General features: G+C 60.8%; 11 protein-coding genes. 5 read left to right on the top strand and 6 right to left on the bottom strand.

Going from position 1 to position 13,031, the window contains the following annotated elements:
* Positions 1-88: 88 nt before the first annotated feature.
* The 5 genes from CN673_RS01610 to CN673_RS01585 form a co-directional block, all read right to left on the bottom strand.
* Positions 89-1,411, bottom strand: a complete 1,323-nt coding sequence (locus tag CN673_RS01610) for a hypothetical protein (RefSeq protein WP_099864383.1) — start codon at positions 1,409-1,411, stop codon at positions 89-91.
* Positions 1,412-3,129: 1,718 nt separating this feature from the next.
* Positions 3,130-4,299: a CsgG/HfaB family protein gene (locus CN673_RS01600; protein ID WP_099864380.1), complete on the bottom strand. Its 1,170-nt coding sequence runs from the start codon at positions 4,297-4,299 to the stop codon at positions 3,130-3,132.
* 61 nt (positions 4,300-4,360) lie between these two features.
* Positions 4,361-4,825: a curli assembly protein CsgF gene (locus CN673_RS01595; protein ID WP_099864377.1), complete on the bottom strand. Its 465-nt coding sequence runs from the start codon at positions 4,823-4,825 to the stop codon at positions 4,361-4,363.
* 362 nt (positions 4,826-5,187) lie between these two features.
* Positions 5,188-6,933, bottom strand: a complete 1,746-nt coding sequence (locus CN673_RS01590; RefSeq protein WP_099864374.1) for an ABC transporter ATP-binding protein — start codon at positions 6,931-6,933, stop codon at positions 5,188-5,190.
* A gap of 161 nt (positions 6,934-7,094) precedes the next feature.
* Positions 7,095-7,277 carry a hypothetical protein gene (locus CN673_RS01585; protein WP_245409734.1) on the bottom strand — a complete coding sequence of 61 codons (183 nt, stop codon included), beginning with the start codon at positions 7,275-7,277 and terminating at the stop codon, positions 7,095-7,097.
* 110 nt (positions 7,278-7,387) lie between these two features.
* Here CN673_RS01585 and CN673_RS01580 point away from each other — a divergent pair, with 110 nt between their 5' ends.
* The 5 genes from CN673_RS01580 to CN673_RS01560 all read left to right on the top strand — a co-directional run bounded on the left by CN673_RS01580 (position 7,388) and on the right by CN673_RS01560 (position 11,449).
* Entirely contained in the window at positions 7,388-8,008 is a 621-nt protein-coding gene (locus CN673_RS01580) for a flavodoxin family protein (protein WP_099864372.1), read from the top strand.
* Positions 8,009-8,018: 10 nt separating this feature from the next.
* Complete coding sequence (locus CN673_RS01575) at positions 8,019-8,879, top strand: SDR family oxidoreductase (protein ID WP_099864370.1); 861 nt, start codon at positions 8,019-8,021, stop codon at positions 8,877-8,879.
* 95 nt (positions 8,880-8,974) lie between these two features.
* Positions 8,975-9,664, top strand: coding sequence for a sigma-70 family RNA polymerase sigma factor (locus tag CN673_RS01570; RefSeq protein WP_306456948.1), 690 nt, complete (start codon positions 8,975-8,977; stop codon positions 9,662-9,664).
* Between the two features lie 118 nt (positions 9,665-9,782).
* Complete coding sequence (gene chrA / locus CN673_RS01565; RefSeq protein WP_099864986.1) at positions 9,783-10,994, top strand: chromate efflux transporter; 1,212 nt, start codon at positions 9,783-9,785, stop codon at positions 10,992-10,994.
* A 74-nt stretch (positions 10,995-11,068) separates the two neighbouring features.
* On the top strand, positions 11,069-11,449 hold the full coding sequence (locus CN673_RS01560; RefSeq protein ID WP_099864366.1) for a PRC-barrel domain-containing protein: 381 nt from the start codon (positions 11,069-11,071) through the stop codon (positions 11,447-11,449).
* 48 nt (positions 11,450-11,497) lie between these two features.
* Here CN673_RS01560 and CN673_RS01555 read toward each other — a convergent pair whose 3' ends face one another.
* A complete protein-coding gene (locus tag CN673_RS01555) occupies positions 11,498-12,943 on the bottom strand; it encodes an O-antigen ligase family protein (protein ID WP_099864364.1) in 1,446 nt (481 codons plus the stop codon).
* Positions 12,944-13,031: the final 88 nt, after the last annotated feature.

The following is a 13,031-nucleotide window of genomic DNA, read 5'->3' as shown; positions in this document are numbered from 1 at the left end:
GAAAAGCGAGCGGCCCGCGGACGCACATTGGTTCACGCTCTAAGTTGAAGCAACCGGGCGGATCTTCTCCGCCCGGTTGAAATTGTAATTACTGGCTGATGCCGACGTTGTTGCCGTCGCCGTTCTGAACGAAGTTGGCGACGTGTCCGTTACCAATCTGTGCGACCACCGCCTGGTTGCCGTTGCCAACGCCAACCGTGCCGGTGATCTCGTTTTCGTTGCCGTTCTGATATGTGGCGAACGCATTGCGGTCCGTAAGCACAGTCAATTCAACCGAGTTTCCGCTGCCACGCTGGAAAAGATCGCCTGCATTGAAACCTGCGGCGAAACCATTATCCCTAGCGTCATTGCGGGCCGACCTCGCCGCGCCTGTAAAGACAGGGGACGAGGGAGCGTTGTTCCGATCTCCTTCGATTCTCACCATGACGCTGTTGCCGTCTACGCCACCCCGCCGGATTTGGGTAACGTTCAGCTCGTTGCCATCACCCTCTATGTAGAGACCGGCTCCGTTGCTGCCATTCTCCTGATGAACATCAGTGATATTGTTACTTCCTAGGATATCAATGCCGATATCATTGCCACTGCCGAGCTGCGAGATCACAGCGGAGTTGCCGTCGCCGGTGCGAAGCATCGCCATTTCGTTGTTGCTTCCGTTGATGACAACGTCTCCGAAGTTGTGGTCACCTTCATCTCTAACTTCAAAGAAGTTGAAGTTGCCGTCAACGTCAATAGTCAGATCATTTCTGCTTCCTCTTTGACGAACGTCGCCCGGCCTGTCGGTGACCGAAAAGGCAAACGATGCCGCCGAGAAGTCGGTATTCTCCTTGAACCCGTTATCATTTCCGTCTATTTCGATCGTGAGTTGGTTCCCAACGCCACTGCTGATTGGCTGACCGGGGCTTGTTCCCTGCGTAACGAAATTCAGCCTGTTCCTTGAACCACCCATGGTGATGTTGGCCTCATTAACACGGCCAATCTGATTAAATTCGTATATCGAATTCTCGGAACCACCTTCCTGAACAATAATTGACTCATTTTGGTTTCCGAGTTGCTTGAACGTGCGAATTCTGTTTTCGTTTGATGACTGCGTCACCAAGCCAACATTTCCGTTGGCGCCAACGGCACCCGTAGGTCCCTGTATAGCACTACCACCGTTCTCTGCACCAAAGAGGTTGTCGTTGCCTGACTGTATGACTGTAAGTTCATTGTTGTAGCCGTCTTGCGTCACAGGACCAAGCGGCGGATTGCTGCTGTTCTCACCTGCGCGGTTTCCGTTACCTTCACCTTGCTCAATAGAGATGGTGTTGTTGTTACCGATTTGAAGCGTATCGGCTTCGTTGTTTGCCCAAGCCGCACCCGCCATCAGGCCCAGCGCCGTCGCGCTCATCAATACTGTCTTGAAAGAAGTCATTGTTACGCACCTTCCCGTTGTCCGCCCGACCTTGATCGCCGGGAACGCTGTTGAACGGCGGCCGATTGCGGTCCGGGCTTTGGCGCATGGCTTCGCCCCCATGCTGCTCGGTGGTGCAGCATGTTCACGCGCCATGGCGTTGCCGCGGCCTTTCAGCCACAGGCAAGAGATCGAGCGGAAGGGTTTCCGGAATCCCCCCAAGGACGACGGATGTCGTTGTTGTTGCCCACTTCGTTTCGGTTAATAATCCCTTAACCCGCGGTAAAATTACCGTTCACTTTCGGGAGAGTCAAAAAGAATCGACTCTCATTATGGACCAAACGCGTTTTTAACCTTACCGCCTGAAATCTAGACGGTTTTGGAACACGGTATTCCCGCTTTGATACAGATTGAACACGAATATCACCCATTTGCCGTATGTAGAGCGACCGCTTCACGCGCTCTCAACAGAAGTCGAACCGATTGGTATTTCAGTTATCGGGAATAAACCGCCTCATCACCGACCCTACAGTCCTCCGTCATTCCTGTGCTCGTCACAGGAATCCATACCGTCAACCGCCCGGCAGCAAGATTTTCTCGGCAGCATCGCCCGAGCCGATGGGGGAGAGGCATGGACCCCTGTGACAAGCACAGGGGTGACGAGCGGGGAGTTGGCCCCAAACCGAAATATCACGCGCGCCGCGACATCATCCGCCGACGCCAGCCCGTTGCGATATTGCACCACCGTTCCCTCCTCCGGCATGCCGGGAAGCCACCGCCCCACCATCTCCGTCATTCCTGTGCTCGTCACAGGAATCCATACCGTAAGCGCCCGGCAGCAAGGCTTCCTCGGCAGAGCCGCCCGAGCCGATGGGGAAAGACGCGCCGCCTGTTTTCATCCCCCGTTTTCCCCACCTCTCAGGCCCGTGGCATACTCTCCCCGTCCTTTCCGGCTGGAAGTATTCGCAAGACGTTCGGATGCGGGAAAGGACCGGCGCTTCCGGTCGCAGCTAACGTGGCTGTGGCCCGGAGCCGGGCAAAAAGGGCTCCCGCCGGCACTATGACCGGCTTTGACTGCGTGCTCATGCAAGTCGCTCGGGTTTTCGCGGGCCGACACCCGCCATGAACCCGGGTCGACGCAGAGAGCTTCGACCTGCCCGGAGAGGGGGAGACCCCTCGCAGAACGCTGACGGAGCGCGAAACCCGCGCCATATCCATCCAATCTGTATCACGGCACGGTCTTCGCGCTCCGTATCCAGATTGCCTGTTCCATCCACCGGGCGGTCAAGGCCGTGCCGGGCAGAAGGCGTGTGCGGGAGCCGAACGGGCGAAGCCGCGTCATCGCGACCCCCTCACCAGCGATTTCCAAGGACTTGGTCTTGCGCCCAAGCCCAGGAAATCGCGTCCTCTCCCACGAAGGGGGAGAGGTGACACGAGGAGAGCGCAACACCCCACCTCTCCCCATTGTGGGAGAGGACGTAAAATCAGCATCTTAGCGCAAGCTAAGTGCTAGATTTTACTGGTGAGGGGGGTGAGGAACGATGACCGCAGATCTAAAACTGCACCGCGATTTCAGAGACGAACGCCCGCAGCCATAGCGAAGGGCAAGGCCAGATCCGCCGACGCAAGCGAGCAGCGCTCATCTCCCGCCAATCGCGTGGCACGCAGGGAACGCCGGAGAAAAACGCATGATCCAGCATTCACGGATGCAGAGCCGTTTCTGTCAGCGTCACGGCTGCCTAGCCCTCGACGGATGCCACGTCGCGCGGCTTTTCCTCGGCCGCATCGTTTGGGGCGCTGCCCAGCGTCTCGCCCTCGCCCTCCGGCGCCGGCGGCAGGTCGCGCCGTGCCGGCGATGCGGGCTGCGCCTGCGGCGCGGTCTGCGCCGGTGCGGCACGGCGTTCAGCCGGCGCGCTTGCCGCGCGCGGCGAGCGGATCGTCTGCACCCGCACGGGTCGTGGCGCCAGCCCAGTCGTCTCGGCGATCTGCGTCGGCGCGGCGGTCGCCGGCGCCGGCCGGGTCTGCGCCGCCAGCGTCAGGCGCTCGTCATATTTGCGCGCCCGGTAGGCGGTGACATAGTCCTGGCCGAGCCGCTTGTCGGCGAACTGCCAGATACCGAGTTCGGCGCCCTCCACGATCAGCGATTGCACGGCCGCCTCGATGGCCGATTCCACGGCGATCTGCTTCGGCTCGTTGTAGGTCACGCCGGCCTCCGCCTCCAGGAGCTCGTCGAGCTTGAGATAGCGGAAGGCCCCGCCCTGGAGCGCGTAGGAGGCGACCGCCTTGCGCGTCGACACCGTCGCCAGCACCTCGCCGGACTTGGTCGAGACCGCGCGCAGCGTCACCGTCACCGTGTCCTGGACATATTTCGTGTCGCCGCCGATGCCGAGGAAACGCGCCCCGGCGCCGCCGGTGATCGTGTTGGTGTCATAACCGATGATCCCGCCCTCGATGATGATCCCGGCATGCATCAGCGGCGGCAGGATCGAAGCGTCGATCCGCTGTTCGTTGCGATAGATGCGGCGCATCTCGGTCAGGATCTGGCGCTCGCGCAGCAGATTGTCGAGTTCGGAACGCTCCAGCACGGTAAACCAGCGCCCCTCGCCGGCGTCCTGCAGCGCCTTGACCAGCATCGGCGCCCCGCCCTGCGTCACGGCACGCGACAATGTCTGCACGTTCTCGCGCTCACGGTACTGGCCGGTCAGGTCGTTATACTCGTAAACGGCGACCACGGTCTTCTCGACCGGCGCCGGCAGCCGGCGCAGCGCGTCGTTCGGACGCGTGACGGCCGCGACCGCGGGCGGGCTGTCGAGGAATGTCTCCTGCGTCACCGCGCAGCCGGCGAGCATCATGGCTCCCAGAACCGCCGCCAGGAGAGATTTGGTTACGCCTACACTGTGGTCCGCCATCGAGCCCCCGCCCTCATCTTCTCTGCCAAGTCCCGCGCCCCCCGGCCCCGTGACTTCAAGATCAATCGTTGGTCACCAGTTGCGGCACGACAATCCGCGTGATCGAGCCGTCGGTGAAATCGGTGATGGTGAGCGCGATCGAATCGAGCGTGCGCTCGAACGCCACCTCGGTGTCGCCGAACGTGACGACGCCGTTGTCCTGCGGGTTGTCGCCGAAGATCGCATCCGTCACCTGGCCCGCCAGCGCCGAGAGCAGCCGCCCCTGCAACTGCCGCACGAAGAGGTCGGCGTCGGCATTGCCGGTGTCCTCGCCCGGCTCATCGCCGCCGCCGAGCATTTCGTCGATCTCCGCATCGCTCGCCGTCGCCTCGCGTTGCGCCGCGGCGGTGCCGAGAAGATGGGCGGAATTGAGCGGGCTGCCGCCGAAAGAAGGATTGATCGGCGTATAGACGAGATCGCCGGCTGCTGCAGCACTGCACAGCAAGGCAGCGCTGAGACACAGTACGCCTTGACGAATACCGAACATTGAAACCCCCGAACTGAACTTCGAATCCCGCCCCACTCATGTTTCAGATTAGACGATAAGTTTTTCCATTCATAACTCCAATATTAAATGCCATCGATTTTTCTGAACTGTTGCGCACACAGCACAGTCGGCGGCTGAACCGGCTGGTCATTCGACAAAAGAAATGAATATTTCCGCATATCCCGGCGCGTGGCGCGTAGACCAAGCACTTGCAACGGCAAGACAATCGCAGCCGGGCAGATCGTATCGGGCTGTGCTGTGCAAGGGTCAGCCGCTATCACCACCGGCAGCGAAGGCCGGGCAATGATCGCCCCGCCCCGCTTCGGTCGGGCAAGCCGCGCGGCGTTTCGTATGCTGAGAGGCTATTCGGCCGCCTCAGTCACGGCATGATCATCGAGAGAAATCTGCGCCGCGTTCAGCCGGCGATACGGTCCATCGGCGGCCATGAGCGCGGCATGATCGCCGATCTCCGCGACCTGTCCGTCGACCACCACGGCAATGCGGTCGGCGTTGCGGATCGTGGCGAGGCGGTGCGCGATGACGAGGACGGTACGGCCCTTCGACAACTCGTCCAGCGCGCGCTGGATCTGGCGTTCCGTTTCCGTGTCGAGCGCCGAGGTTGCCTCGTCGAGGATCAGGATCGGCGGGTTCTTGAGGAAGATCCGGGCGATGGCAACACGCTGCTTCTGGCCGCCGGAAAGCTTGACCCCACGCTCGCCGATCACGGTGTCGAGGCCATCGGGAAGACCGTCGATCATCTCTTCAAGACGCGCCCGTCTGGCCGCCTCAAGGATTTCCGCTTCGCTGGCATCGAGCCGACCATAGGCGATATTCTCGCGCAATGTGCCGGCAAAGAGGAAGACATCCTGGCTGACGATCCCGATATGGCGGCGCAGCGACGTCATCGTGACGTTTCGGATATCGTGCCCGTCGATGGTGATCTGGCCGCCCGTCACTTCATAGAAGCGGGGAACCAGCGCCAGAAGCGTGGTCTTGCCTGCTCCGGAAGGACCCACGAAGGCGATGGTCTCGCCGGGTGAGACGCTGAGGCTGACCCCGCGGATCACCGGACGGTCCTGCGAATAGCCGAACTGCACATCGTTGAACGCGATCGCCCCGCGTGAAGCATCGAGCAACACCGCGTCTTCGGCATCGACGATATCGGGTTCGGTCGCCAGAAGCTCCTGGTAGCGCCGATAGCCGGCGATACCCTTTGGATAGATTTCGACGACGGCCGCGATCTTCTCGAGTGGCTGGTAGAATACGTTGATCAGGAGCAGGAAGCCGACAAATCCCCCGACCGTCAGGGTGCCGTTGGTGACGAAGTACGTCCCCGCGATGAGGATCACCACCTGCACCACGCGCATCCCGAGAAAGTTGATCGCAAGCGTCGCGGCCATGATCCGGTAGGCCTGATGCTTGACCATGCGATAGCGGTCGTTGTCGGCGGCAAAAAGCGCGCGCTCGTGATCTTCGTTGGCGAAAGCCCGAACGACGCGGGCACCGCCGACATTCTCCTCGATCCGGGCATTGAATGCTGCGACCCGGCCGAATTGTTCGCGCCAGTTGCGCGCCATCGCTCCTCCGTAGCGGATCACCAGCCACATGATCAGCGGCGCGATCGCGCTGGCGATCAGCGCGAGCTGCGGATGCACCATGAACATGAGGATGAGCGCGCCGATGAACGTCATCACGGCCACGAAGAGATCTTCCGGCCCGTGATGCGCCACCTCCCCGATCTCCTCCAGGTCCTTGGTCAGCCGCGCGATCAGGTGGCCGGTCTTCTGTTCGTCGAAGAACCGGAATGACAGCTTTTGCAGATGATCGAAGGCGCGCCGTCGCATCTCCGTCTCGATCGCGATCCCGAGGACGTGGCCCCAATAGGTGACGACCACCATCAGGCCCGTGTTGACGAGATAGATCGCCAACAGGCCGGCTGCAGACAGGAGAATGAGAACCCAATCCCCACGCGGAAGCAGGTGGTCGACGAAAGCCGTCACCGCCAGTGGGAACCCTAGAGACAGAAGCCCGGATAGCACTGCGCTGCCGAAATCGGCGAAGAACAGCCGCTTGTGCGGGGCATAGTAGGAGAAGAACGAACTCAGCATGGCTATCCGCGGTGATCGGTGGGCATCGTCGCGAGCAACATCCAGAATGTGATGCCGGCGCATGAAGCGACGGCCGCACTCTTAGATTAACTGGACTTTGTTTGTCCAGTTATCATCCGATGAGAAAGTCGTTCGACGCCGCCTTGGCGCGCCATGCACGCTTAAGCGACATGAACCGGCGGATTGACCTCGTCCGGATTGGGCAAGGGCAAATCATCCGGCCAGGGGTCGGGTTCACGGACGGGCTCAGGATCGTCATCCGGCGGCAGGTCCGGTTCGGGATCCGGCTGCGGAACAGGCGGGCGCCCAGGCTCGGGCGAATGCTGAAGGAGTTGAGTCATCATCTTGGCCTCGCTCTCCGTCTCAACGAGCTCCGGGCTACAGCGTTCCGCGAAAGACGGAACAATGCGACTAACATGCTGTTTCGCGGCAGAGACAGGATGGAGAATGGTGGATGGTGACGCGCGATCTTAAAGCATTGGCCCTGAACGGCACATTGAAATCCAGCGCCGACGGTGTCTCCTCGACCGATCGCATGATCGACCTGCTCCTGGAAGAGTTGCGCCATCAGGACGTTCGCGGCAGTACGCTGCGGCTGGCCGACCATGACATCAGGCCGGGCGTCACGTCCGACGAAGGGGAAGGCGACGCCTGGCCGACGATCCGATCGCAGGTGCTGTCCTGCGACATCGTCATCTTCGGCACGCCGGTCTGGATGGGCCAGCCCTCCAGCGTGATCAAACGGGCGCTGGAACGGATGGACGCGTTCATCTCGGAGAAGGACGACGGCGGGCGCATGCCATCCTACGGGAAAGTGGCCATTGTTGCCGTCGTCGGAAACGAGGATGGCGCCCATCATGTCTCCGCCGAAATCTATCAGGCAGCCAATGACGTCGGCTTCTCGCTGGCGCCGAACGCCGTCGCCTACTGGGTGGGTGATGCCATGGGCAGCACCGATTTTCGCGATCTCGACGAGATACCGGACACAGTGGCCGGTGCCGTGAAGATGGCAGCACGCTCGGCGGCGCATCTGGCGCGCCTGCTTCGCGCCAATCCCTATCCGGACGTCAACTGAGGAGCGCCCCATGAACAAGACCTCACCCCCCGAAAGGCAGGAAAAAACGCATCAGCCCGGAAGCGAAGATGCCATGCACCCCGCACCAGACTACATGCCCCGATTTTCGGGATCAGGACGGCTGTCGGGCAAGACGGCCATCATCACGGGCGGTGATTCGGGCATTGGACGTGCGACAGCCGTTCTGTTTGCGCGCGAGGGCGCAAACGTCGCCATTCTGTATGGAGACGACAACGAGACCGAAGACGCGGAGGAAACGCTCGACCGCCTTCGCGAAGAAGGCGCGAAATGCTTTGCGTTCAAGGGAGATGTCGCGGATCGATCCATTGCGCAGAAACTTATCGCCGATGCACTCGACCGGTTCGGCGGCATCGACGTTGTGGTGAACAACGCGGCCGAACAGCACTATCAGGAAGATCTGACAGACATAACCGAGGATCAACTGACACGAACGTTTCGCACCAATGTGTTCGGGAGTTTTTACGTCACCCAGGCCGCATTGCCTCATCTGCGGCAAGGCGCGTCGATAATCTGCACCACTTCGGTTACCGCGTATCGTGGCCAGCCGACACTGATCGACTATTCGTCGACAAAGGGGGCCTTGCTCGCCTTCGTGCGCGCCCTTTCCGCAAATCTTGCCTCCAAGGGCATCCGTGTAAACGGGGTCGCACCCGGCCCGATCTGGACGCCTTTGATCCCGGCGTCATTTCCGGCCGAAAAGGTAGAGAGTTTCGGCACGGACACTCCGATGGGCCGGCCGGGGCAACCGAATGAAGTTGCTCCAGCGCTTTTGTTTCTGGCCTGCGAAGACGGGTCCTATTTTACCGGCCAGGTGCTGCATCCCAATGGCGGCGACATTGTCGGCGGCTGACGACGTCAGGCACAGCGACGCACACGCACCAAAGTAGATCATTCAAAATGACTGCCAATTCCGTCAATTACATATGTTAATACACAAAAAATATCATGAAAACCGCGATTTCGTACTTCAATTGCCGGAACGGTTGCTACCGCCATCCGTTGCTGTTGCGTGCTGGGGATCGATCACGCCATTGGAGTGCGAAAATGTTGAATGCGAACCAACCGAGGGTGCATTCGGGAGCCGTTGCGGCGGAGACCGCATCGGGGCTCAGGGCCGAGTTGTCAGGCATCACGGATATGATCGCGCCGTTAAGGGCCTTTGCTCGGACGTTCTGCCCTGACCCGAGCGATGCGGATGATCTGGTACAGGAGACTTTGACAAAAGGCATTGCGAACATTCATCAGTTTCACGCCGGCACCAGCATGAAATCATGGCTGTTCACCATCATGCGGAACAGCTTTTATACCCGCATCAAGATTTACAATCGGGAATGCCCGGCGGCGGCGGACTGTGCATCGCTGCGTCCGACCGCGTCGCCGTCACAGGAATGGACCATTCGCGGCCAGGAGGTTTCCCGAAACATCCAGCGCCTTCCCTACGAGCAGCGTGAGGTGCTGATCCTCATCGTCATGCTCGGTATGAGCTACGAGGACACGGCGGAAGTCTGTGACTGTGCAATGGGCACGGTGAAGAGCAGGCTCAATCGAGCGCGTCAGCATCTGGTACAATTTTCGGGCGAGCATGCGTGCCGCAACATGGTGGAGCACACCGACCAGATGTACTATCAGCACTGAAGCGCTCGGTCCGTCCTCCCGCAATTCATGAAACTTTCGTGACACGCCGGTTGGGTTGTTGTCACGCAAGCTGGGCATGCTTATCGACTTTTGCATGGAGATCGGTGGGGATGCGGGCATGGATAGGACGAACTGCGACGCGTGCGATGGAAATGCCGGTGAAGTCTTTCTCGCGTTCCTGAAGCTCGGCCTGACCTCCTTTGGAGGACCGATCGCCCATCTTGGATATTTTCGCGATGAACTTGTGCTGCGCAGGCGTTGGATCGATGAGAAAGGCTATGCCGATCTCGTCGCACTTTGCCAGTTCCTGCCTGGTCCCGCATCGAGCCAGGTCGGTTTCGCCCTCGGGTTGAAACGCGCCGGTTATGCAGGCGCGCTTGCGGCGTGGGTTGCCTTTACCTTGCCCTCGGCCATCTTGTTGGTGGCGTTCGGCATGGGGGCTGCCGCGGTGGACGGGCCCCTCGCAACCGGTATCCTGTCCGGGTTGAAAATCGTCGCCGTGGCAATCGTGGCGACCGCCGTCTGGGGCATGGCAAGAGCCCTTTGCCCGGATCGGAGCACAGCCGCCATCGCGCTCGCGGCATTGACGCTTACCGCGGTCCTGCCGGGCTCTGTGGGGCAGATCACCGCGATCGTACTTGGCGCCTTGGCCGGCGGATTTCTGACCATGCCGGAGGAAGAGGCCGAACAGGCCGAGACCATCCGCTTTCCGGTCAGCCGGACAGTTGGAACGATCGCGCTTGTTGTCTTTGCTGCTTTGCTCATCGGTCTTCCGATCGTTGCCGCCGGCGGTGAGCCGGGAGCTGCTGCGCTCTTTGACGCATTCTACCGGTCAGGGTCCCTTGTCTTTGGTGGCGGCCACGTTGTCTTGCCTTTGCTGGAAGCGGAAACAGTCAGGGCTGGCTGGCTGTCGGCCGATACGTTCCTCGCCGGCTACGGCGCAGCCCAGGCCGTGCCTGGCCCCCTCTTTACCTTCGCAGCCTACCTCGGCACCGTACTTCCATTTCCGCCAAACGGTCTTCCTGGCGCCTCGATCGCGCTGATTGCGATTTTTCTGCCCGGCATGCTGCTGCTGATCGGAATACTGCCGTTCTGGCAGGCGTTTCGGCGCCAGCGCATCGCTCAGGTCATGATGCGCGGGACGAACGCGGCCGTCGTCGGCATCCTCGCTGCCGCCCTTTATGATCCCGTCTTCGTTTCGGCCATCGATGGCCCCGCTGCTTTCGCGCTTGCCGCGATCTGCTTTGTGCTTCTGGCAGCCTGGAAGATGGCGCCCTTTATCGTGGTGCTCGTCGCGGCCCTTGGCGGAATTGTGGTTTCCACCGTCTGATTTGTTTTCGGTGCTGGAACCGTCCGCCAGCGGGGGCGTTCTAACCGCATTCAAAAACAAGAGGATACCAGCCCATGACTCCGCTGAATGGATTGTCCGCGATTGCACTCGCCACGGCACTGGCCGCAAGCGCCTCTGGCGCGCTCGCCCAGCCGGCTGACCTCATCGAAATCGAGACGGATGCACAGATGGTCGCGCCGTTCGAAGTCAGCGTCGACCAACTGGAAGACATGAACGTCATGACCGCCGATGGCGAGACGATCGGTGAGATCGAAGAGGTTCTTGGTACGGCCGATGGGCAGCCTACCGCGCTTGCACTCGAAGTCGGTGGCTTTCTCGGCATCGGTGACAAGGACGTGATCGTGATGCTCGACCAGGTGACGATGGTGGACGGCTCGATCAGTCTCGACATGACCAAGGAAGAAATCGAAGCGCTGCCGGAATGGAACGACTGACCATCTGCCGGGCATAACCGAACCGACAATTCCGGCGCCGCATTCCCATCATGCGGCGCCGTATTGCGTAGCAAGCCGGTTCGGCGGTGTCGGAGCCGGCGCGGCGGCGGCGTAGCCACTTCTCAAACGCACCCGCGCTCGTGTCGACGCGATCACGGCCAGCGCGATAAAGAACAGCATTCCCGGATCGGCCGTCCCGCTGATCAGCGATCCGGCGACCATCCCGGCCAGAGATGCCGCGCGCACGGCGCTGACGGTCGCCTCGGTCTGCCGATCGACCGCACCGCGCATTTTTCCCAGCCCTCGAAAGATGACCAGAGCGAGCGCCGCCGTCATCAAGGCGCCTATTGCGCCAAGCTGCGAAATCACCGCGATTGGCCAGCTCGAGGCGCGAGAACTGCCAAAACCGATGCCGAGACCTCCCGTGTCCGCAAAAGCTTGCAGGCTCTTCATGTTCCAGTATGTCCGCTCCTGACCCGAGTCGGAGCTCAGCTTGTTGAAGACCATGTCGTCGACCAGGCGAACGAACGGCTCGAAGAAAGCGCGGTCGCTGAGAACGAGAGCAAGCATCAGCAGAGCTCCCGTCGTGAACGTCACCACGATCAGTACGTCATCCTGGCTGAACCGCTTTGCCACGAGTGACTGCCCAAGACCGACGAGCACCGGAAGCGATATGATGGCGATCCCGACATAGGCGGTGGATGAGGTCGACAGAAGAAGGAGCACCAGGAGAGCGAACGTCAGATTGCGCGCATAGCGCGATCCGGATTTGCGCCAATAGGTATAGCTGAAGGCGATGCAGGCGAGCGAAACGGCGCCGAAGGAAGAGGCTTCCGAGAACGCACCGGCGATGCGCCAGAAGCCTCCTTCGCTTGCTTCCGTCAGATTGACGTAGTTGGCGGTTCGGATCGGCGCCAGAAGATCGCCGGCGCCGGCCAGCTTGCCGACGAGGTCTATCGCCCCCATGGCGCAGTGAAGGCTTGCCCACACCAGAAATCCGCGCCGGACCTGTTCCAGCCTGTCACGCGCGAGCAGAAGAACACTGAGGCCGATCGACGTGATCGCGCCCAATGTGAAATATGCTGTCTGCGTGATGTTGGAATTCACCGGAGCGAGAGAGGCCTCGACCACGCCGTAGCGCGAGCTCGATTGAACGAAAACACTTGTCTGGCCAAGGAAGAAGCGCGGAAAAAGCCAGGCGCCGATGATCGCGTATGCGACCAGGCCGACGATAAGCCAGTTGACGCGGATGGTGGCGAAAGCCGTACCCAATTCGCTCCACAAATGTCGTCGGATCACCATCGTGCCGACGAACAACGCAGCGAACATGGTGTAGATCAACGGAGAGGACCCGCCCAGCGAGGTCAACGTCATCAACGACGTGGATCCGAAGGCCAGCGCCGCGATCATCGCGATGATGACGGGCCCGCGCATGTAGTATCCTGCCGTCAGAAGCAGGGCGCAGACGACGAAGCCCATGATCGATATCTGCATGCCGGGCAGCTCCGTCCATTCCGCTGGCCGTGGTATCGGCGCGCATCGCGTATGCCTATGGTTCCGCCGCATCGCGCCGCCGGCAAGA

This window comes from Neopararhizobium haloflavum (genome assembly GCF_002750855.1).
In the GTDB taxonomy this organism is placed as follows: Bacteria; Pseudomonadota; Alphaproteobacteria; order Rhizobiales; family Rhizobiaceae; genus Georhizobium; species Georhizobium haloflavum.
The sequence above is the reverse complement of the archived record's forward strand: the minus strand, read 5'-3'. Positions and strand labels throughout refer to the sequence as shown.